Origin of the sequence: Clostridium punense (assembly GCF_017874425.1) — a bacterium.
GTDB lineage: Bacteria > Bacillota > Clostridia > Clostridiales > Clostridiaceae > Clostridium_J > Clostridium_J punense.
Window position 1 is genome coordinate 79663 of sequence record NZ_JAGGLL010000009.1, and the last position, 21621, is coordinate 101283.

The window sequence follows — 21621 nt, forward strand, 5'->3', positions numbered from 1 at the left end:
AACGCTATAAGTTATTTTTCTATATATAATACATGATTTATTTATAATAAAAAAACTACCTGCCAGTTTTCTTTACTTTGCTCTCTTCCTTAGGAATGTGCCAAAGAAAATATCTTTTTGTATATTGTCTTGTATCAATAGTTATTAGCTCTCCATCTTTTTCAAAAATAAAGGCTGAACCCATTTGCTCATTAAAAGTCCATCCTTTTTCCTTCATAAATTCTTTCATAACTTTATAGCTTTCTACATCTGATTTAATTTCTGAAATGTATCTATCAGGTGTATTAGAGTATTTCACGTATTTGGCATTGCTAAATTCAAGCTTTATTATGGATGATATCAAAGGTGCCGGATTTCCTTCTTGGAATATAACTCTTCCATAAACCCCTAGAATAAATCCTAATACAGAGAAAATTACTATAATAGTAGTAATAACCGTACAAATTTTACTTTTTATTTTTTTCATCAGTTTAATTTCACTGATATCTGAAATATCTTTATTATTTTGGCATTCATGTGGTAGTTCCATTATCATATCATCATATAAATCCTTACATAGCTCACATTTATTTAGATGTTCTTCTATTAATTCATTGCTACCTTCACTTGTCAGGTTATCGATATATAATGGCAGTAAGTCTCCTATTACGTCACATTTTACATCCATTTAACTTCCTCCCCTCTTAAAATTTCCTGAAGTTTTTGTTTTCCCCTGAAGAAGGTAATCCTTGCCCAGTTCTCACTTTGTGATAAAATTTCCCCTATTTCTTTAAAACTTAGTTCATTTAAACCTCTAAGAATAACCACTTGTTTATATGGCTCTTTCAACTTCATAATTAAGCTCAGCAAAAGTTTCTCTTCCTCCTTCTTTTCTAAAATTATTTCAGGAGTTTTGTAATTTATTGCATATTCACCCTTCTCACTAAATTCTTCACTCTTAGTATAAGGATTCTTTTTAATATATTTATAATGCACATGCTTTGCTATTTGATATAGCCAAGTTTTTACTTTAGATTTACCTTGAAAGAGATGAATGGATTTAAAAGCCTGAAAAAAGGTTTCTTGCACTAACTCCTCGGCTAAGGAATTATCATTTGTTAGATAAAATAGATATTTAAATATTTCCTTTGAATGAAGTCTGTACAATGCATCAAATTCCTTCAATTCTTCTCCCCCTTTCAAATCATTAGTGTCTAAAATTTCAGTTTCGTTACAATTTTTATGATAATTTTATAAATAAATTAGCTTTATTCCACTATAAGTATAAATTTGAATATATTACACATGATAATTTTATAGTATTTTAAAATTTATATTATAAAAATTCTATTGGAGGTATTTATTATGAGTTTAACACTATCACAAAAAGAAAGAATGTTATTAGAGGACCAAAAAACACATGAACAAATTTGTATTGAAAAATATTCAAACTATGCAAATCAAGCTACAGATCCTCAGTTAAAAGAAATATTTAATACTAATGGTAATGCTGAGAAAACTCACCTTAATAGTATTAATCAATTATTGAATGGTACGATTCCACAAATGAACCAACAACAAAATCAAAACTCTCAGCAAAGTCAAAGTTCTCAACAAAATACAGGAAACCAAAGTTCAAATCAAGTTATGAATACCACTCAATCAAATGGAATTAATTTAACTGATTCTGATATGTGTACAGATTTATTAATGACAGAAAAATATGTATCAGGAGCATATAATACTGCTATTTTTGAATTTAGAGATCCTCAAGTTCGTGATGTATTAAATCACATCCAAAAAGAAGAACAACAACATGGTGAAGCTATATTTAAATATATGGAAAGCAAAGGAATGTACAAAGTACAATAGTGCCACTTACCTTGAATATTTATCAAATTTAGACCACCTGTAAAACTGGTGTTTTTCTAAAGTAAACTAAAAGCCTACATAGGCTCATAGAGCTTATGTAGGCTAAATTTTTAACTATTCAACTGTTACTGATTTTGCAAGGTTTCTTGGCTTATCTACATCGCATCCTTTTTCTATTGCCATGTAGTAAGAGAATAATTGTAGTGGAATTATAGCTATTACTGGTGCTAATAAGTCCATTACTCTTGGGATATAAGATGCAGAGTTAACTGATTTTTCTATCTCAGTGTGCCCTTCTTGTGCAAAAGCATACACCTTAGCTCCTCTTGCTGAAACCTCTTTTATATTGCTTACCATCTTATCATATAACTCTTCTTGAGTTGCCATAGTTATTACTATAGTTCCCTCTTCAATTAATGCTATTGGACCATGTTTAAGTTCTCCAGCAGCATAAGCTTCTGAGTGAATATATGATATTTCTTTAAGCTTTAATGATCCTTCCATTGCTACTGCATAGTCAAGACCTCTTCCTAAGAAGAACATATCCTTATGCTTAGAAGTCTTAGTAGTGAATTTTTGGATTGTTTCCTTATATTTTAAAACTTCTTCAGCTTTTTCTGGAAGTCTTAGCATTTCTTCTTTTATATTTTCAATTTCTTCACTTGTTAAAGTTTCTTTCTCTTGTGAGAAGAATAGAGCAATTATATACATAGCTATAAGCTGAGTTACATAAGCTTTTGTTGATGCAACTGCAATTTCTGGTCCTGCCCAAGTGTATAGTACATCGTCTGCTTCTCTTGACGCTGAGCTTCCAACTACGTTAGTTACAGCTATTACTCTAGCTCCTTTATATTTTGCAAGTCTTAAAGCAGACATGGTATCTGCAGTTTCTCCAGATTGGCTTATAACAATCATTAATGTGTTTTCATCAATAATTGGATCTCTGTATTTAAATTCTGAAGCTATATCAATTTCCACTGGTATTCTTGCAAGCTTTTCTATAACATACTTACCAACAACTCCTGCATGATAAGCAGTTCCACAAGCAACTATATATATTTTATTTAAATTCTTTATTTGTTCCTTAGTTATATGAATATCATCAAGGTTTATAGGTTGACCTAACGCTATTCTTGATGCCATTGTATCTTTTATTGCTTTTGGTTGTTCATGGATTTCCTTAATCATGAAATGCTCATATCCACCTTTTTCAGCAGCATCAGCATCCCAAGTTACGTGGAATACTTCTTTATTTATTTCTTCTTCTAATCTATTATAAAGTTTAACTCCATCTTTAGTGATTACAACAAACTCTTTATCTTCTAAAAGATAAACATTTCTCGTTTGATTTAATACCGCTGGAATGTCAGAAGCTATAAAGTTTTCCTCTTCTCCAAGTCCAACTACTAATGGACTTTCATGTCTAACTGCCACTAGCTTATCAGGTTCATGAGTTGTAAGCACACCTATGGCATAACTTCCTTCCATTTTCTCTGTTGCCTTTATAACAGCTTTTAATAAGTCTCCTTCATAGTAGTAGTCTACTAAGTTTGGTATTACTTCTGTATCTGTTTCAGAAACAAACTCATATCCTTTAGATATTAACCACTCTCTTAATGAAATATAGTTTTCTATTATTCCATTATGAACAACACTTACAGTTCCTTTTTTATTTGTATGAGGATGTGAGTTCACGTCAGATGGCGCTCCATGAGTTGCCCATCTTGTGTGTCCAATTCCCATATTTCCAATTACAGGTTTTTGCTGAAGCTTATCTTCTAGATTAGCAAGTCTTCCTTTGCATTTAACAACTTCTAACTTACCCTCATTTAAAATAGCTACTCCAGCAGAGTCATAACCTCTGTACTCTAATTTGCTTAATCCTTCAACAAGAAGTGATGAAGCTTCTCTCTTTCCAAAATAACCTACTATTCCGCACATAAAAATTCTTCCTTTCAAAATTTGATTTTATTCATAAATTAAAGAATAAAATACAAATGTATCTTTCCATGATTTATCTATACATCATAAGGCCTTTTATTTGTATAAATGCAAAATTGCCTATAACTGCAGAATTTCATGAATAGAGCATTTAAAATACTTATTTTATTTATGAATAATAAAGGTTTTTACACCGGATTGTTTTGTCACAGAAATCACTTTCTGCTTTTATCAATCGTTAACGGTAGTGCGATACCGTGGGGCACCCGCCGAAGATTCGATACTCCCCATCCTCGTCAACTTACATACTTCTCTCCATAGGTATAAATGCTCTTAAGTCTTTAACTATATTTTGCATAAATCACCCTATTTCTATGAACCTTAAATATAACTAAGTTATATTTAAGCTATCATGTGAGGAAATTCATAAGTTCTGGCGCTTAGTTAAATGGAAATTTAATGTAATTTTCAATTTAACCTCAGTTTATTATATTCTGAAACTATAAAATGGTCAATGTTATTTTTTTACATAGGAAATACTATGTTATATATTCTTAAATTATTCATATATCCTCTATCAATGAATGCATATCTTGATGATTTCTAAATACCTAAGTATATAAAAATATATGAAGACATCTTATTAGCCTCTGCATCCTTTGCAATAACTTTCTAAAATATTCACTTATAAAAATAAGGAGTGAAAATTCACTCCTTACCCCTAACTTCTATTATATTTTAATTATTAGCTTTCTTTTCTATAAGTTTAGCAAGGGAAGTTGCCATTTCATCAAGTTCACTTTGAACTTTTCCCTCAAGCATTACTCTAACTAGAGGCTCTGTACCCGAAGGTCTAATTAGTACTCTACCACTTCCTGCTAATTTTTCTTCCATTTTTCTAATTTCTGCTGCTATTTCCTCATCCTTAATATGGATATCCTTTTTATCATTTGGAACCTTAGCGTTCACAAGAACTTGAGGAAGTTCTGTCATCATAGCCGCAAGTTCACTTAAAGTTTTTCCAGATTTTTTAACTACTGTTGCAAGCTGTAATCCTGAAACTAAGCCATCTCCTGTAGTGTTGAAATCAAGGAATATTACGTGTCCTGATTGTTCTCCTCCTATGCTGAAGTTTCCTTTTTGCATTTCTTCAAGAACATATCTGTCTCCAACTTTTGTTTTTACTGTCTTAATATTTTCTTCTTTCAATGCTATATCAAGACCTAAGTTACTCATTACAGTTACTACTACTGTATCATGATTTAATTTACCTATTTCCTTTAGATGTTTTGCAGCAATACACATCATGAAATCACCATTAATAAGGTTTCCCTTTTCATCAACAGCAAGGCATCTATCTGCATCTCCATCAAAGGCAAGTCCTAAATCACATTTATTTTCAACTACGAACTTCATTAAATCTTCTGGGTGGGTAGATCCACATTTCTTATTTATGTTTATTCCATCTGGTTTATTATGAATTGCATAAACTTCAGCTCCAAGTTCTTTCAAAGCTACTTCAGATGATTTATAAGATGCCCCATTAGCACAGTCTATCGCTATCTTTAGTCCAGATAAGTCTCCGTCTATAGTAGATTTTGCAAAGGCAATGTATTCTTCTAAGCCATTTTCAACCACATGTTTTTTGCCTACCATTTCACCTGTAGGAGTTGGAAGCCCTTCAAAATTACTCTCTATTATATTTTGAATTTTATCTTCTAGTTCATCACTTAATTTAAAGCCATCTTTATTAAAAAACTTTATTCCATTGTACTCCACTGGATTATGAGAAGCTGAAATAACTACCCCAGCATCTGCTCCATATTTTCTTGTAAGGTAAGCTACTGCTGGTGTTGGAACTACTCCAAGACATACGGCTTCTGCACCTACAGATAAAATTCCTGAAACCAATGCTGCTTCAAGCATATCACCTGATATTCTTGTATCCATACCTACTAGTATTTTAGGTTTGTGAGCTCCTTCTGTTAAAACAAAGGCTCCTGCTCTTCCTAAACTATATGCTAATTGTACTGTTAGTTCTGTATTTGCGATACCTCTTACACCATCAGTACCAAACATTCTACTCATGCCACTACCTCTTTTCTATATTTTTATGAATAAATTATGTATTTATAAGTAACCAAAACTAAGACTTAGCTTATACTTGAGACCTACAGTGGTTTCCTTAAGGGTTTTTCATGATAAATAAAATAAATTCTTATCATCAATGCCTACACAAACGTACATCTCAAATTATACTATAAAACCTATGCATAAACAATATTCGCTGACTTTTCCTCATAATTTATACTAAATATTATGCTCTTCTTTAAATCTTAAATTCTGCTTATAGAGAAGCAAATCCAAGACTTATACTCTACACTACTCATACCTTGGTTCTTTAATGCCTTTTGAAGATGAATAAGATATACTTTTATCACGGAAGGCTATAGTGTCTTTGAGATAATATTTTATAAATTCCCACATAAGAAAAACCCGCAAACTGCGGGTTTTTCTGTTATATTATTGAAATTTTAACTACTTCATTATTAGAGCTCTTAAGTTCTACTAATTCCCCTATAGCTTCTTTCTCTATTGCCATAAGAATAAGTTTTGATACCTGCTCTGAATCTAACTCTTCTAACCCCTTTATATTAAGGTTAGGGATTTTTCCAAAGTTTTTTAGTATCATAGAAACAAATTTTATAGGCATAGTAATTTTTGTTGGTTCCTTATCTTCCTCTGAAATTAAAATATATAGTACCCTACCTTTTGATGGTTTGTATAAACTATCAATCATACTCATGGCTTTATCCATAGATATTTTACCATTTCTGAATGAGGTTAGTATATTGCTTAAATCCTCCTTCAATAGAACCCTCCATTTTATAGTGCTATATTTCTATTATATGAAGGTAATATATAATAAATTACTAAGAAGAAATTCCATTAGTTCTTGCTATTAGCACTTCAATATTTTCTTCATCCTTATTATACTCGATAAGCTCCCTAGCTCCCTTAACATTTACGCATCCAAACATGAATACAAAGGCTAAGACAAATAACGCAGTGATAGCAATATTAAGAGGTAATATTTCTCCTAAGACTCCTCCTATGACAGCCCCTATAGGCGTAAGTCCCATAGACATGGTTCCCATTAAAGCTGAAACCTTACCTCTTTTTTCACTTGGCACTACTATCATCATAGTTGTATTAAAAATTGTGTTAAAGATTACATTTCCTAGAGAAGCTACAAATAATGCTCCTACAAGTAATGGGAAGCTTTTGATGAAAGCTATAGATACAAATAATATACCATTAACAAGTATTGATACATAAAATATTTTAAATTTATGCTCCCTCTTTATGGTTATTATTGATAATATTATACTACCTAATACCATACTACAAGACATGGCTGCCATAGTAAAACCATACTTTTCTGGGCCTAAAAAAGCTGTTTCTTTAAAATAAGGTAAAATTAATATAAATGCAGCATTTGCAAAGAAGTTTATTGCTGAGGCGGCTATAAACACATTTCTTAGAGTTTTAAAGCCCCACATAAATTTGAGTCCTTCTTTAAAGTCTTCCTTAAAGGTAACTTCCTTGCCTTTTCTCTCTATCTTTGGAACTTTTATAAATACTTCTGTAAATGCTGAAAAAATATAAGAAATTCCATTAAATAAGAACATATAAGGTGCACCAATGGCAACAAATAATAAGCCACCAATAGCATTACCAATCATGTCCATGCTAGAGCTTGCAAGACTTGTAGCTGAATTAGCTTGAACAAGCTTTGACTCATGAACTATATCAGGTTTTACAGACGCTATGGAAGGATTAAAGAAAGCTGAACATAACCCTGAGATTATTCCAGTTACAAATACCATCCAAACCTGTATAAATCCAAAAACTCCTGCAATTCCTACAAAGGTTACAAAAATTCCTCTTATTAAATCAGTAAGAACAATTATTTTCTTTCTATCCCACTTATCCACAAATACTCCAGCAAAAGGACCTAATACTATTCTTGGAACCATAGTTAAAGCACTTAAAAGTCCCATTAAGGCTGTGGAACCCGTTACCTCTAAAATCCAAAAATCTAAGGCTATTAAATAAATAACATCTCCAAATACAGATACCAGCTGCCCTTGCCATAATAAGAAGAAGTTTTTATTCCAAAGCCTTATCTTTTCATTTCCTTTAGTTTTCTTTTGTTCATTCCCCAAATTATTCTCTTGTACTGTTTCGTCTTTTAATTCTTCTTCCATTTTCCACCCCAAAAACCCTTTTTATTTATTCTCCCTCTGCATCTTCTATGCATTTTTTCCTTTGTGCCTTAGGTTCTTCAAAAAATAAATAAGTCAGTACGCTGATTTACTTTGCGTTCTACTACGTCAACAGACTCCTTAGATAGCTCTCCTATCTAAGGAGTCTGTTTCCTTATCTGCACAAGCTTGCTTGTGAACTTAAAATATCCTTCAGATCTGTAACCTATTATTTATTTTCAGATAACTTATAGATTTTAAACTATCCCCTTTAGCTTTAGTTCCTCAATATACCTAGGAATTTCGAGCCTAATAATTACTCTTATTCCATTATCCACCACTAATTCACCACTGTCAATAACCCCCATACATATGGATACACCAAGCTTTCTTCCTAAAAAAACTTCACCTTTTTCCTTTAGGCTTTCATAGTTATCTCTTATGGTTTCTATGACTAACTTTCCTTCCTCAATAGTTACTTCACCATTATGAAGGAGCTCTTCTAGAATTTGCATGCATAATACTTCTTTAAAGCTGTATACTTCCTTTTCTCCATATATATCCTTATATATTTTGAAGCCTTCTTTTGACACTAACTTATCTTCAATTATTTTCTCTTCATTTATATTATCCATTTGAGTCTTTGTTGAAAACATATTAGCTAGGTCATCTAAAGGCATATCATCTTTTAAGGAAATAATTTTATTTATTCTATCTAATATTTTTTCCTTAGGAAAATAAGTCTCTTGTCCTGTAAAGCTAGATTTTTTAATAAACCATTCTTCAGGAATAAGATTTTTTCTTTTCCACCTATAAAGTTGTCCATAGGATATCCCTGTGATGTTTAATATATCCTTTTTAGAAATTAGTTCTTCATCCATAACAACGTCTCCTTATAACAAAATAGATAATAAATTGCTTCTATCCCTTAGCCTAATTCTCACAAAGTTCCCATTACTTTTCTTGCCTTTTCCTAACATAACTACACCAAAAGTATTGGTAGTACCTAGAATATTTATATGGGATTTATCAAAGCAATCGTAACAATGTTATATCAACTTATTATCTAATGCTATATTTTTATTCTTTCCTCTATTACTGCATTTCCTTCTACTTTTAGTTCCCCTGAATATTCTACTGTCTTTATTTTACAACCATTACCAATAGTAACATTCTGCCCTCTTACTACATCAGCTATGGTATTTTCCAAGAATATTTCATCAGCCTCAATAGTTTTAACATGCAAGTATCCATAATTACTTCCAAAAGTTTTCGCTATCCAGCCAATGATTCCATTAACATTAATAGGTCTTTCGCTAACAGTTACCTTGGTTGCTCCAATCTCTTCTACATAGGAGTTTCCACCTACATAAATTTGAGCTTCTCCTGCATTTATCATGCCCCCAACTCTGAAGCCTCCGCTTAACTCTACTATTTCTGCTTCAATACTTTTTTCAATGGTTGCTGAACCAGATAGCTTCATTTTTTCACAGTAGATTCCTCCTAGTACAGTGCCCGAACCTGAGATACCAAATTCTTTTCCTCTAAAATCACCCTCAATCTTACCACTGCCGCTAATTCTAAAATCATCTGCTTTCACATTAGAAGTTATCTTTCCACTACCACTTATCTTTCCCTCTATACAATTTAATTCACCAAGAATACTTCCGCTACCACTAATTCTAAAATCTTTAGTTGATAAGTTTCCTTGTACCTTTCCACTGCCACTTATCTTAAAGCTATTGCATTCTATATCTCCAGTAATTTTGCCACTTCCACTGATGGAAACTTCTTCATATCTTCCTCCACCAGCTTCTCCACTTCCTGAAATCTTTAACGAACCTAATTCCTGATTATTTATCATAATACCCCTCCATCTGCGTAACATTGTTTTACTATAATATAAGGATAACATAACATTGTTACGCTGTAAATACTTTTTATAATCCTTGTTGAAAATATTGCTATATTATGTACTTACTTTTAGCAATAACCTATTTATATCCCCGCAATATATGGGATATAAAATATGAAACTTTTGTTGTGGTGCAATTAAAACAAATAAAAATAAGTAAAATAAAAAGGATAAGAAATATCTTATCCTTAAATCATATGCGGGAATATGTAGTTTATTATAACTAAATGTAATATTACTAACATCGGAACTAATATTTTAAACTTTAAGTGCTTTGTTTTATGTCTAAAGGTAAGCATTCCTCCGTAAATCCCAAAACTACCAAATAGCACCGCCACTAGCATAAGAGTATTTTCACTAATTCTCCATTGATGTTTTATAGCCTTTTGTTTATCCACATACATTAGTATAAAGCCTAAAATATTCACAAATAATCCTATATATATTATTACTCTATAAAGATCTTCCATACTATCAACCCTTTCAACCATTTCCTAATTTTAATTAGCATTATTATGTTTAACTTTATAATACCATAACTACCCTTAGTTTAATCTACTTAACTAATTAATCTTTATAATTACACTTTATAATATATGATAATCTTTTGTATTTATTTGCTTAAAATATACAATTGTACAACCCTACTGTTATTCTTACCTTTAAACAAAATAAACCCCTCAAATGAGGGGTTATTCCATTACTTAACGTATGAAGCTCCTATTTCTAGTGCTTTTTTATTGATTTCAAAGAATTTCTCTTTTCCATGCTCTCTTAAAGATTGAAGTAAAACTTCCATAGTAACTATGTTTGTTTTAGCAACCAATGCTCCTAAAAGAACCATGTTAGCTATTTGTTTGCTTCCTATATTAGCAGCTTCAGTTTGAGCTGGTATTTTAATAATTTCTATATCAGCTCTTACTGGTTCTCTATCTACTAGGTCGCTATCTATTATTAATAATCCACCTTTAACTAATTCTTTTTCGAATTTATCAAGAGATGGTCTATTCATAACTACAACAGATGTTGGCATAGTTACTATTGGAGAACCTACTTGATCATCAGTTAGTATAACTGAACAGTTAGCAGTACCTCCACGCATTTCTGGACCATAAGATGGTAACCATGAAACGTTCATATTAGCATCCATTCCAGCATAAGCTAAGAATTTTCCCATGGATAATATTCCTTGTCCACCAAATCCTGCAAAGATTATTTCTTGTGATGCCATATTACTTTACCTCCTCAGTGGTATCTTTTTTAACACCTAGAGTATAGAATGGCATCATGTTATCTCTTAACCATTGCATTGACTCGTTTGGTGATAATCCCCAGTTAGTTGGGCAGATTGAAAGTACTTCAACCATAGAGAAACCTTTTCCATCTATTGCATTTTGGAAAGCTTTCTTTATAGCTTTTTTAGCTTTCATTACGTTTGGAACGCTATCAACTGATACTCTTTCTACATAGCAAGCGCCATCTAAAGTAGATATCATTTCAGATACTCTTATTGGGTGTCCTTGAAGCTTAACATCTCTTCCATATGGAGAAGTTTCTGTAACTTGTCCTGGAAGTGTTGTTGGAGCCATTTGTCCACCAGTCATTCCGTAGATACAGTTATTTACGAATATAGAAACAATGTTTTCTCCTCTAGTTGCAGCATGAACTATTTCAGCTGTTCCTATTGCAGCAAGGTCTCCATCTCCTTGGTATGTAAATACTACTGAATCTGGGTTTGATCTTTTTATTCCTGTTGCTACTGCTGGCGCTCTTCCATGAGCTGCTTCAAACATATCACAAGCAAAGTAGTCATATGCTAAAACTGAACATCCAACTGGTGCAACCCCTATAGTTCTATCTAAAACCTTTAGCTCTTCTAATACTTCTCCCACTAATCTGTGGATTGTTCCGTGAGTACATCCTGGACAGTAATGGGTAGGTACATCTAATAATGCTTTAGTTGGTTCAAATACGATAGCCATTATTTAGCACCTCCTACAATTTTCTTAACATTTTCTAGTATTTCTGCTGGGTTTGGAACCATACCACCTGATCTTCCAAAGAAGTGAACTGGCTTTCTTCCTTCAACAGCAAGTCTTACGTCCTCAACCATTTGTCCGCAGCTAAGTTCAACTGAAAGGAATCCAAGTTTAGTACTGTTTACTGTTTTCTCGAATGCTTCAGTTGGGAATGGCCATAAAGTTATTGGTCTGATTAAACCAAGCTTTATTCCTTCTTTTTCAGCTAACTTAACAACGTTTTTGCATATTCTTGATGTTGTTCCGTAAGCTACCATTACTAAATCATTTTCTCTATCACAATTAAATAATTCATATTTAACTTCATTTTCTTTTATTGTTTTATATTTTGCTTGAAGCTTCTCATTATGCTTTTCTAATCCTTCTGGAGCAAGGTATAAAGAGTTGATTACATTGTGCTCTTTTCTTCCTTTTAAGCCATTAGCAGCCCAAGTTTTTTCTGGAAGATTTTTAGCTTCTCTTTCCTTAAACTCTACTGGCTCCATCATTTGTCCAAGCATACCATCTCCCATAATCATAACAGGAGTTCTGTAATTATCAGCTACATCAAAAGCATCTTGAACTAAATCAACCATTTCTTGAATTGATGCTGGAGCGTAAACTGGCATGTTGAAATCTCCGTGTGCTCCACCTTTAGTTGCTTGGAAATAGTCAGATTGTGCTGGTTGAATACCACCTAATCCTGGGCCACCTCTTACTATGTTTACGATTACACATGGTAGCTCAGCACCTGCTATATAAGATATTCCTTCAGCTTTTAAGCTTATTCCTGGAGAACTTGAAGATGTCATACATCTAACTCCTGTACCAGCTGCTCCGTAAACCATGTTTATAGCAGCAACTTCACTCTCTGCTTGTAAGAATGTTCTTCCTATTTTAGGCATTCTTCTTGAAAGATAAGCTGAAATTTCTGTTTGTGGTGTTATTGGATATCCAAAGAAACATTGGCAACCTGCTTTAATGGCAGCTTCACCAATAGCCTCATTACCCTTCATTAATACTTTTTCTGACATGGGTATTTACCTCCTTTATTATTTCTCAACTGTGATTACAAGGTCTGGGCACATTTTGCCGCATGAAGCACAGCCGATGCATTCTGACATTTTTTCCTCAGTTACTGTAGCTGGATGATAACCTTTAAGGTTTAGCTTTTCTGAAAAGCTGATTATTTTCTTAGGACATACAGCGATGCAGTGACCGCATCCTTTACATCTTTCTTCTCTAAAGAATACTCTTGACATAACTTCTTACCTCCTTAAATAATGAACAAGTCATTCATGTGGTTAAAGTGCCGAAGCAATTTAGGCATTTGAAAATAAATAACAAGTCAAACATACTGACTTACTTATTTTTTGAAAATGCCTTATATTAAAACTTAATTTATACATCAGTATATTAAAATCCCTTAAGAATTTTCATATACATATATAAAATTTAGATTTAACAAGCTTTTATTTAAATTATATACCGCTTGTACACTTCTATTTTACTAGTTGACACCCTCAGTGTCAAACTAGTCGCAAATATTTAACAATTCTAATTTTTTCCATTACTCTTGTTCCCATTTTCTCCATGGTGGCAACATGAAAATCTCTATTGGGAATATTTCTCCATGTACTTTACCAGAAACTTCTTCCACCTTATCTTTAGTGCAAACTGTATAGCTATGAGGAATGCCAATTTCTTTTGAAAGCTTTGAAACTTCCTCGTCACCTTTTAATATATGTTCTACAGTAGTTTCATAAGATAAGTTAGTATTTGAAATAAGGTGTGTTACCTTAAGTCTTGAAGAGGTTTCAATTTCTCTAATATACTCCTTAGTATCCTTATCATTTGAAGTAAAAGGTCTAGTTTGATTTACTACAAAATACATATCATAAGGTTCTTCCCTAAAGAATCTATTGTATTGCCCAAGAGCTACTGCTCCTGCTCCATCTCCACCTACATCAAAAACTACATCATAGCTCTTATCATTAAATACAGATATAACCTCAGCTGGTACTACCATAAGTTCTGCATTTACAAAATCAGGGTTAGAAGAAATGGCACGAATGCCATACTCTCCTAACATATCTTTTAGATCTCTAACGCAGAAATAAGGGTTTACTATATCTAAATCTACAATTGCTACTTTCTTTCCTTGCTTTGCTAAATTGATGGCATAATTTATTGCAATTTCTGTCTTACCACTTCCAAAATGCCCTGTAAAAACCCTAATTCTACTCATTTATATCACCCTTTTTTATTTAATAATGAACAAGTTGATTTTGTACTATTTATATTCTTTAGCTGACTCTTCGCCTCTTAATACTCTTAATCCACCTTCAGCTAGGGCAAGAATTTCATCTTCTCCTGGGTAAACTACCACTTGAGATATGAAATCAACTCTTTCTTTAATATAGCTTACAAGATTTTTAGAGTATGCAATTCCACCAGTAAGAATGATTGCATCTACCTTACCGCTTAGTACTGCAGCACATTTACCTATTTCTTTAGCTACTTGATAGCCCATTGCATCATAGATTAACTTAGCTTCTGCATCTCCTGCAGCTGCTCTTTCATCTACAGCCTTAGCATCGTTAGTTCCAAGGTAAGCTACTATTCCACCTTTTCCAGTAATCATCTTCTTAATTTCTGCTTCTGAATACTTACCGCTAAAGCAAAGTTTTACTAAATCTCCTACTGGAACTCCGCCGCTTCTCTCTGGTGAGAATGGACCTTCTCCATCTAGAGCATTATTTACATCTACAACTCTTCCAGCTTTATGTGCTCCAACAGAGATTCCTCCACCTAAGTGAGCAACTATTAAGTTTAATTCATTGTAATCTTTGTTGTTTTCTTTAGCATATCTTTTAGCAACAGCCTTTTGGTTTAAGGCATGGAAAATACTCTTTCTTTCAATTTCTGGCATTCCTGATACTCTAGCCACTTCTTCCATTTCATCAACAACTACTGGGTCAACGATGAATGATGGTATATTTAATTCTTTAGCAATTTCATTTGCAATGATTCCACCTAAGTTTGAAGCATGTTGTCCTTGAACCCCAACTCTTAAGTCTTCTAGCATTGCATCATTAACTGCATAAGTTCCGCCTTCGATAGATTTTAAAAGTCCACCTCTACCTACTACTGCACTTAAAGTTTTAATATCAAAATTCTTTTCTTTTAGTACATTTAAGATAACATTTTTTCTGAACTCGAATTGGTCTACAATAGTTGCATATTGACCAATTTCTTCTGCAGAGTGTCTTAAAGTTTCGATTAAGATTTCTTTATCGTCCTCGTAAACACCAATTTTTGTAGAAGTTGAACCTGGATTCATAATTAATAATCTGTAAGCCATCTTATGTTCCCCCTATTATTTAGACTCTGCAACTAATGCTGCTAGAGCTATAGAATTCATTTTTGTTTCTGGAGAGTCTGCTCTTGAAGTAACTATAACTGGTGCAGCTGCTCCAGCAAGTAAGCCACCACTATGAGAGTTTGTGGTATATGTTAAGCATTTATACATTGCATTACCTGCTTCAATATTAGCCATTAATAATATATCTGCTTTTCCTGCTACAGGCCCTGATATTTTCTTATGGTGTGCAGCTTCTTCAGAAAGAGCATTATCAAGTGCTAATGGTCCATCTATTATACAGCCTTTTATTTGTCCTCTTTCACTCATTTTAGAAAGATTTGCAGCATCTAAAGTTGCTTGCATAGCTGGGTTTACCACCTCAACTGCACATACTGGAGCAACCTTTGGAACTTCTATATCTAAAGCATGAGCAACTTGAACTGCATTTTTAACTATATCAACTTTTTCTTTTAGTTCTGGATACATGTTAAAAGCAGCATCAGTTATGAATAGTAATCTATCATAGCCTGGAACTTCAAATACAGCTATGTGAGACATTTGTTTTCCAGTTCTTAGTCCTACTTCCTTGTTTAAAACAGCTCTTAAGAAGGTAGCGGTATCAACAAGTCCCTTCATCATCATGTCAGCTCTTCCGCTTGAAACAAGCTTTACAGCCTCAAGTGATGCTGCATTCATATCTTTTACATCAATAACTTCATATTCATTGATATCCATTCCGATACCAGCTGCAATTTTAGCTATTTCTTCTTTATCACCTACAAGGATTGCATTAGCTATTCCATTAGCTTTAGCATCTCTTATTGCCTCTAGCACTGGTTCATCTTGAGCCACTGCTACAGCAACGGTTTTCATTTTTTGAGATTTTACTTTTTCAACAACTTCTTTAAATGTTCTGATCATGTTTTGACCCCCTTAACTTATGTTAAAATTTAACTTCATTTTCATATATTTTAGCTATTTCTTTGCCTTCAACAACTCTTAAAGCACCTTGAGCAAGAGCAAGCATTTCATCTTCCCCTGGAACTAATTCTATAGGGGCAATAAAACCTACATATTCGCTTATCCAATTAGTTATTCTCTTATTATAAGCTACGCCTCCAGTTAAAATTATTGCATCGAGTTTTCCACAAAGGGTAGTTGCCATTGCTCCAATTTCCTTAGCAATTTGGTATGCCATTGCTTTAAAGATTAATTCTGCTCTTTCGTCCCCTTCTTCTATTCTCTTATCTACTACTCTTCCATCGTTAGTACCTAGATATGCCACAAGTCCACCTTGTCCTGATATCTTCTTTTTAAGTTCTGATAACGTATACTTTCCGCTGAAAGCAAGGGTTACTAAGTCTCCCACTGGAAGTCCTCCTGTTCTTTCTGGTGAAAGTGGGCCCTCTTCATTTGCATTGTTGCAATCTAAAAGTCTTCCATTTTTCACTGGAGATACAGTTATTCCTCCTCCAATATGAGCTACAACAAAGCTACTATTGTTAAGCTCTAATCCTCTTCTATCACAAACTCTTCTTGTTACTGCCTTTACATTTAAAGCATGAACTAAAGATCTTCTTGTAATGTCAGGAAGACCAGATATTCTAGCCACATCTTCAATTTCATCCACAGCCACTGGATCTACTATATAAGCTGGAACGTTAACCTTTTGGGCAATTTCCTTTGCTATTATTCCCCCAAGATTTGATGCGTGTTGTCCTTGATAGCCTTCTTTAAGGTCTTCTATCATTTTTTCTGTAACCTTGTATGTACCACCTGGCATTGGTCTTAAAAGACCACCTCTACCAACTACTGCAGCTAAATCCTCAAGGCTTATATTTTTATCTCCTAACCACTTAAGAATTACTTCTGATCTCATATCCTTTTGTTCATATATGTGGTCAAACTTTTTTATTTCTTCAGCGCTGTGAGATAAATTTTCATCTACCACGCAAGTTTCCCCTTGAAACACTGCTATTTTTGTAGATGTTGAACCTGGATTAATTGCTAGTATATACTTTTTTTCCCCCATTATAAAAACCCCCGTAATCATAAAATAAACTTAAGTGAATAAATATCCATATTTTAATACTTTGGAATTTACATTAAATAATACTTTAAATAAGTTAATAACTTCCCCTCTATTCAAAATATTATTAAACTTTCCCCAAATCCATTTTAACAAATAATCATTATCAATATCAAGGATATTATAGATTTAGTTTATAAAATAAACCGGTTTAATTGTGAATTTTTGTACACATTTTACTGAAATTGTGGTAAAATCATAATTTTAATTCAAGCTTCTTAAACATTACTTATTTTATCCTAACTGAAAAGAGCTATAAACCTCCGAAACTTAATCGAAAACTTATAGCTCTTTAAATATATATTTCCCCTTATGATGTGCATTAATTTACTGGAGCAAAATCCCTCATTATAGCCTCAGCAACTCTTAAGCCATCTACTGCTGCTGATACTATTCCTCCTGCATATCCAGCACCTTCCCCACAAGGGTAAAGTCCACTTACTGATATGCTTTGCAAACTTTCGTTTCTATCTATTCTTACTGGTGCAGAGGTTCTTGTTTCTACTCCTGTAAGAATAGCATCAGTCCCTGCAAAGCCTTTTATTTTATTATTAAATACAGGTAGTGCCTCCTTCATTGCGTCTATTACATAAGAAGGTAAGCATTCTGATAACTTTCCAAAGGTTATATCTGGACTATAAGTTGGTTTTACACTTCCTAGCTTTGTGGATTTTTTATCCTTTAGAAAATCTCCAACCAGTTGTAGGGGCGCATTGTAATTTTCTCCTCCTACCTTGTAGGCAAGACCTTCGTAATGCCTTTGGAACTCTATTCCAGCTAATGGGTGATTGGAAGCAAAATCCTCTGGTGATACAGAAACTACTATAGCTGAGTTTGCATTTGCTCCATCTCTTTTGTAATAGCTCATACCATTAACCACTACTGTTTTTTCTTCAGAAGCTGCTGCAACCACATGACCACCCGGGCACATACAAAAACTGTATACAGATCTATTTAACTTTTCACTAGTATAAGTCAGTTTGTAATCTGCTGCTCTAAGCTTAGGATGGGTTGCAAAAGCGCCATATTGATTTTCATCTATTAGGCTTTGAAGATGCTCTATTCGAGCACCAATAGCAAAGGGCTTTGGTGACATGAATATCCCTCTATTAAATAGCATTTCATAGGTGTCTCTAGCACTATGTCCAAGAGCTAAAATTACATTCTGGCAAGGAATCCTCTCCCCGTTAATCACAACTTCCTTTAGCTTATTGTCCTTAATTATAATATCTTCAAGTTTATTTGAAAATCTTACTTCTCCACCTAGAGCCTTAATTTTTTCTCTTATATTCTTCACTACTACCTTTAATATATCTGTACCTATATGAGGTTTTCCCATATAGGCTATTTCTTCTGGCGCACCAGCTTTTACAAGTTCCTCTAGAACATAATCACATCTAGTATCCTTAATTCTAGTGGTAAGTTTTCCATCAGAAAAGGTTCCTGCTCCTCCTTCACCAAATTGTACATTGGACTGTGGGTTTAGCTCTCTCCCCTTCCAAAATTTGTTGATGCTATCAGTTCTCTTATCAACATCTTCTCCACGTTCAATAATTAAAGGTTTATAGCCTTTTTGTGCCATAAGAAGGCCAGCAAACAACCCTGCTGGCCCCATCCCCACAATTATTGGTCTTTCATTCATTTTTTCACTTCCAAGCTTAAATTCAGCAGCTTGGTTTTTTTCCTGAATTTTTACATCTTTGTCCTTAGCTCTAGTTGCTATTTTATTCTCATTGTCACAGACTATTTCAACAGAATAATTGATTTTAATGGAGTTTTTCTTTCTTGCATCAATAGATTCCTTAACTATTTTGAAAGCCTTTATTTCTTCTTCTCTAACTTTTAATTTTTTTGCAGTTCTTGCTTTTAAATCTTCTATATTTTCATCTATATCTAGTACTATATTACTTATCCTAATTGGCATTATTGCTAATTACCTCCGCTGTTTTTTTAATTGTAGCCTTTACCTCAGCTACTGACTGCGATACTTTTTGAATGTTTGCTGGTATGCCTGAAACTACTACCTGTACCGTATGGTCACCTTCACCTAAACCCGCTAAGTCCACCGCAGCTATTAAAGATTCTGGTGTGATTTTATTTAATTCAGTATCTGCCCCAGATAAAACTACTTCAACGGTAGTTTTATCAAGAGTTGCCGCTAAGTTGTTTCCTAAGTTATTAGACTTAATAGTAACCTTGAAAGTTTTTTGTGCTGGTTTTTTAAGGGTAAGTTTTACCTTAACAGTATTTACATCCCCATTGACTCTTACGCCTTGAGGAAGCTGAAGTCTTGCTTCAACTGTTGTGTCTGCACTTATTTTACTTAAATCTATAGGCTCTGTAGCAATAGATTTAATATTATTTATGGCATCACTATTTCCTATAATCTCCACTTTCTTAGGATTTACTTCAATAGCTTCTATTGCTGCTCCAGTGGTAGTTCCACCTGTAGTTTTAACTTCTATTTCTACTGCTTTTCCCTTTTTAACAGGAACCTTCACTTGTACGTTGTCAGGGGATATGGTCACATTTGATATCTCTTTACCACTACTATCAAGAGCCTTTAATTTAGTGGATTTGTCTATATCTGCATTTGCATTTGTTATATCAATGTCTGCTGCTATACTAGCCACTCTATCAATATAGGTTTTGGCACCAGATACTACTGCAACTGGTGAAGAAATTATAGGTGCATCTGCATAAAAACCTTCTGTGGTTCCTCCAATTGTTTTTGGAGTTATGGGTAATTCCTTAGAAACAAGATTATCTAAATTTACCTTTACTACTAAACTGTCACCATTAACTACGGTAATGTTTCCTCCAATATTAGTAGAGGTTTCTCTAATCTCCACAGGCACCTTATTCTCCCCTGGTTTTAGTGCATACTTTCCTAAATCGGCTACTAACTTAAAATCTCTGCTCTTGTCTATATTATCAACTGTGGCACTTGACCCCTTTACTGTTAAGTTAACGGCAAATTCCTGATCTGGCATTAGCGTTAAGTCAGATTCTGAAAGCACATCCTCATTTACAATGGTTACTGGCACATATCTAATGGTTTGAGTAGTCATCGGATTTTCAATAGTTCGAATGTATATCCATAACGCTAAAGACACTATGACGCAGCAAACTTTAATTACGATATCTTGTCTTTTTTGCTTATCCATCCTTTAACCCTCTCTTTAAATGATATTTTCTTATTTTGTCTACTTTTCATGATTTTAACCAATATAGTTCTAAGTTTCTCCTTATCATAGTTTCTAAGGAGTCTTCCGTTAACAGCTAAAGAAATTACCCCTGTTTCTTCTGAAACTATTATAGTTAAGCAATCAGTGATTTCTGTAACTCCGATTCCTGCCCTATGCCTTGTTCCCAACTGTTTATTTAACTTATCATTAGCAGTTAAAGGTAAAAAACATCCAGCAGCAATAATTCTGTCATTTCTTATAATTGTAGCCCCATCATGAAGGGGTGTATTAACAACGAATATATTTTGAAGCAGTGCAGAAGATACTTCCGCATCAATTTTTGTCCCTGTATTTATAATGTCACTTAGTCCTGTCTTTTGCTCAATGACTATAAGGGCACCTGTCTTTTCTTCTGCTAATTGTTCCACCGCATTAACAATTTCATTGATTACTCCATGCATAACTGCTTCATCTTCATAAATAATTTTCTCCACAAAAGAAGTTCTTCCAATGTGTTCTAGCGCCTTTCTAATTTCCGGCTGAAATATAATTACTATAACAATTACTCCAATGGTAATAGTTTTCTCTAATATCCACAGAAGCATATTTAAATTAAAAAAGTCACTTATTGGTATTAATAAAAAAATTAAAATAATTCCTTTTAAAAGTTGTTCTGCTCTAGTTTCTTTAATTAGACTATATCCTTTATAGAATATATAAGAAACTACCAGTATATCTACTAGAGAATACAAACTGAATCCTCTTAGGCTATTAAATATTACATTAAGTTCATTCATGTAGTATCACCTCTTCTCCATATCTAAGGCATCTGAAAATAAATAACAAGTCAAAGATGTGGAGTATATTTTGTGATAGACAAGGAAACAGGTTCCGCAGATAGTGGAGCTATCAAAGGGTTCTGTTGACGCAGTATAGCACAAAATAGACGAGCAGACTGACTTATTTATTTTTTGAAGATGCCTATTA

At 33.3% G+C, this 21621-nt stretch carries 21 protein-coding genes; 1 reads left to right on the top strand and 20 read right to left on the bottom strand.

Annotated elements, in window-relative coordinates; genetic code table 11:
• Positions 1-55 precede the first annotated feature (55 nt).
• On the bottom strand, positions 56-667 hold the full coding sequence (locus J2Z44_RS07145; RefSeq protein ID WP_021281257.1) for a zf-HC2 domain-containing protein: 612 nt from the start codon (positions 665-667) through the stop codon (positions 56-58).
• Positions 658-1164 (bottom strand): RNA polymerase sigma factor, encoded by a 507-nt coding sequence (locus J2Z44_RS07150; protein WP_021281256.1) that lies wholly within the window; start codon positions 1162-1164, stop codon positions 658-660. Before J2Z44_RS07150 ends, J2Z44_RS07145 begins: the two co-directional genes overlap by 10 nt.
• Before the next feature lie 180 nt (positions 1165-1344).
• Here J2Z44_RS07150 and J2Z44_RS07155 point away from each other — a divergent pair, with 180 nt between their 5' ends.
• Positions 1345-1851 (top strand): spore coat protein, encoded by a 507-nt coding sequence (locus tag J2Z44_RS07155; protein WP_021281255.1) that lies wholly within the window; start codon positions 1345-1347, stop codon positions 1849-1851.
• A gap of 114 nt (positions 1852-1965) precedes the next feature.
• On the opposite strand, the gene glmS is transcribed toward J2Z44_RS07155, so the two are convergent.
• The 18 genes from glmS to cdaA all read right to left on the bottom strand — a co-directional run bounded on the left by glmS (position 1966) and on the right by cdaA (position 21431).
• On the bottom strand, positions 1966-3792 hold the full coding sequence (gene glmS, locus J2Z44_RS07160; RefSeq protein WP_021281254.1) for a glutamine--fructose-6-phosphate transaminase (isomerizing): 1827 nt from the start codon (positions 3790-3792) through the stop codon (positions 1966-1968).
• Positions 3793-4530: 738 nt separating this feature from the next.
• Positions 4531-5880 (bottom strand): phosphoglucosamine mutase, encoded by a 1350-nt coding sequence (gene glmM / locus J2Z44_RS07165; protein WP_021281253.1) that lies wholly within the window; start codon positions 5878-5880, stop codon positions 4531-4533.
• A 430-nt stretch (positions 5881-6310) separates the two neighbouring features.
• Entirely contained in the window at positions 6311-6664 is a 354-nt protein-coding gene (locus J2Z44_RS07170) for a hypothetical protein (RefSeq protein ID WP_021281252.1), read from the bottom strand.
• A 61-nt stretch (positions 6665-6725) separates the two neighbouring features.
• Entirely contained in the window at positions 6726-8063 is a 1338-nt protein-coding gene (locus J2Z44_RS07175; protein ID WP_021281251.1) for an MFS transporter, read from the bottom strand.
• Between the two features lie 254 nt (positions 8064-8317).
• On the bottom strand, positions 8318-8941 hold the full coding sequence (locus tag J2Z44_RS07180; RefSeq protein WP_021281250.1) for a YhbD family protein: 624 nt from the start codon (positions 8939-8941) through the stop codon (positions 8318-8320).
• 191 nt (positions 8942-9132) lie between these two features.
• A complete protein-coding gene (locus J2Z44_RS07185; protein ID WP_021281249.1) occupies positions 9133-9924 on the bottom strand; it encodes a bactofilin family protein in 792 nt (263 codons plus the stop codon).
• Positions 9925-10163: 239 nt separating this feature from the next.
• Positions 10164-10445, bottom strand: coding sequence for a DUF1294 domain-containing protein (locus tag J2Z44_RS07190; RefSeq protein WP_021281248.1), 282 nt, complete (start codon positions 10443-10445; stop codon positions 10164-10166).
• 230 nt (positions 10446-10675) lie between these two features.
• Positions 10676-11206 (bottom strand): 2-oxoacid:ferredoxin oxidoreductase subunit gamma family protein, encoded by a 531-nt coding sequence (locus tag J2Z44_RS07195; RefSeq protein ID WP_021281247.1) that lies wholly within the window; start codon positions 11204-11206, stop codon positions 10676-10678.
• A 1-nt stretch (position 11207) separates the two neighbouring features.
• Complete coding sequence (locus tag J2Z44_RS07200) at positions 11208-11957, bottom strand: thiamine pyrophosphate-dependent enzyme (protein WP_021281246.1); 750 nt, start codon at positions 11955-11957, stop codon at positions 11208-11210.
• The gene (locus tag J2Z44_RS07205) at positions 11957-13027 is read right to left on the bottom strand and encodes a 3-methyl-2-oxobutanoate dehydrogenase subunit VorB (protein ID WP_021281245.1); all 1071 of its coding nucleotides are present in this window, start codon (positions 13025-13027) and stop codon (positions 11957-11959) included. Before J2Z44_RS07205 ends, J2Z44_RS07200 begins: the two co-directional genes overlap by 1 nt.
• 18 nt (positions 13028-13045) lie before the next feature.
• Positions 13046-13255, bottom strand: coding sequence for a 4Fe-4S dicluster domain-containing protein (locus J2Z44_RS07210; RefSeq protein ID WP_021281244.1), 210 nt, complete (start codon positions 13253-13255; stop codon positions 13046-13048).
• Between the two features lie 308 nt (positions 13256-13563).
• The gene (locus tag J2Z44_RS07215; RefSeq protein WP_021281243.1) at positions 13564-14241 is read right to left on the bottom strand and encodes a nucleotide-binding protein; all 678 of its coding nucleotides are present in this window, start codon (positions 14239-14241) and stop codon (positions 13564-13566) included.
• 45 nt (positions 14242-14286) lie between these two features.
• A complete protein-coding gene (gene buk, locus J2Z44_RS07220) occupies positions 14287-15357 on the bottom strand; it encodes a butyrate kinase (RefSeq protein ID WP_021281242.1) in 1071 nt (356 codons plus the stop codon).
• A gap of 15 nt (positions 15358-15372) precedes the next feature.
• Entirely contained in the window at positions 15373-16278 is a 906-nt protein-coding gene (ptb, locus tag J2Z44_RS07225; RefSeq protein WP_021281241.1) for a phosphate butyryltransferase, read from the bottom strand.
• A gap of 22 nt (positions 16279-16300) precedes the next feature.
• Positions 16301-17389 carry a butyrate kinase gene (gene buk, locus J2Z44_RS07230; RefSeq protein WP_209649449.1) on the bottom strand — a complete coding sequence of 363 codons (1089 nt, stop codon included), beginning with the start codon at positions 17387-17389 and terminating at the stop codon, positions 16301-16303.
• Between the two features lie 379 nt (positions 17390-17768).
• A complete protein-coding gene (locus J2Z44_RS07235) occupies positions 17769-19370 on the bottom strand; it encodes an NAD(P)/FAD-dependent oxidoreductase (protein WP_021281239.1) in 1602 nt (533 codons plus the stop codon).
• A complete protein-coding gene (locus J2Z44_RS07240; RefSeq protein WP_021281238.1) occupies positions 19360-20613 on the bottom strand; it encodes a CdaR family protein in 1254 nt (417 codons plus the stop codon). Before J2Z44_RS07240 ends, J2Z44_RS07235 begins: the two co-directional genes overlap by 11 nt.
• A complete protein-coding gene (cdaA, locus tag J2Z44_RS07245) occupies positions 20583-21431 on the bottom strand; it encodes a diadenylate cyclase CdaA (RefSeq protein ID WP_209649450.1) in 849 nt (282 codons plus the stop codon). The genes J2Z44_RS07240 and cdaA overlap by 31 nt, the downstream gene beginning before the upstream one ends.
• Positions 21432-21621 lie beyond the last annotated feature (190 nt).

Coding starts and splice junctions, on each gene's coding strand:
- J2Z44_RS07145 (WP_021281257.1), bottom strand. CDS start 667: ATGGATGTAAAATGTGACGTAATAGGAGACTTACTGCCATTATATATC.
- J2Z44_RS07155 (WP_021281255.1), top strand. CDS start 1,345: ATGAGTTTAACACTATCACAAAAAGAAAGAATGTTATTAGAGGACCAA.
- glmS (WP_021281254.1), bottom strand. CDS start 3,792: ATGTGCGGAATAGTAGGTTATTTTGGAAAGAGAGAAGCTTCATCACTT.
- glmM (WP_021281253.1), bottom strand. CDS start 5,880: ATGAGTAGAATGTTTGGTACTGATGGTGTAAGAGGTATCGCAAATACA.
- J2Z44_RS07175 (WP_021281251.1), bottom strand. CDS start 8,063: ATGGAAGAAGAATTAAAAGACGAAACAGTACAAGAGAATAATTTGGGG.
- J2Z44_RS07180 (WP_021281250.1), bottom strand. CDS start 8,941: ATGGATGAAGAACTAATTTCTAAAAAGGATATATTAAACATCACAGGG.
- J2Z44_RS07185 (WP_021281249.1), bottom strand. CDS start 9,924: ATGATAAATAATCAGGAATTAGGTTCGTTAAAGATTTCAGGAAGTGGA.
- J2Z44_RS07190 (WP_021281248.1), bottom strand. CDS start 10,445: ATGGAAGATCTTTATAGAGTAATAATATATATAGGATTATTTGTGAAT.
- J2Z44_RS07195 (WP_021281247.1), bottom strand. CDS start 11,206: ATGGCATCACAAGAAATAATCTTTGCAGGATTTGGTGGACAAGGAATA.
- J2Z44_RS07200 (WP_021281246.1), bottom strand. CDS start 11,957: ATGGCTATCGTATTTGAACCAACTAAAGCATTATTAGATGTACCTACC.
- J2Z44_RS07205 (WP_021281245.1), bottom strand. CDS start 13,027: ATGTCAGAAAAAGTATTAATGAAGGGTAATGAGGCTATTGGTGAAGCT.
- J2Z44_RS07210 (WP_021281244.1), bottom strand. CDS start 13,255: ATGTCAAGAGTATTCTTTAGAGAAGAAAGATGTAAAGGATGCGGTCAC.
- J2Z44_RS07215 (WP_021281243.1), bottom strand. CDS start 14,241: ATGAGTAGAATTAGGGTTTTTACAGGGCATTTTGGAAGTGGTAAGACA.
- buk (WP_021281242.1), bottom strand. CDS start 15,357: ATGGCTTACAGATTATTAATTATGAATCCAGGTTCAACTTCTACAAAA.
- ptb (WP_021281241.1), bottom strand. CDS start 16,278: ATGATCAGAACATTTAAAGAAGTTGTTGAAAAAGTAAAATCTCAAAAA.
- buk (WP_209649449.1), bottom strand. CDS start 17,389: ATGGGGGAAAAAAAGTATATACTAGCAATTAATCCAGGTTCAACATCT.
- J2Z44_RS07235 (WP_021281239.1), bottom strand. CDS start 19,370: ATGCCAATTAGGATAAGTAATATAGTACTAGATATAGATGAAAATATA.
- J2Z44_RS07240 (WP_021281238.1), bottom strand. CDS start 20,613: ATGGATAAGCAAAAAAGACAAGATATCGTAATTAAAGTTTGCTGCGTC.
- cdaA (WP_209649450.1), bottom strand. CDS start 21,431: ATGAATGAACTTAATGTAATATTTAATAGCCTAAGAGGATTCAGTTTG.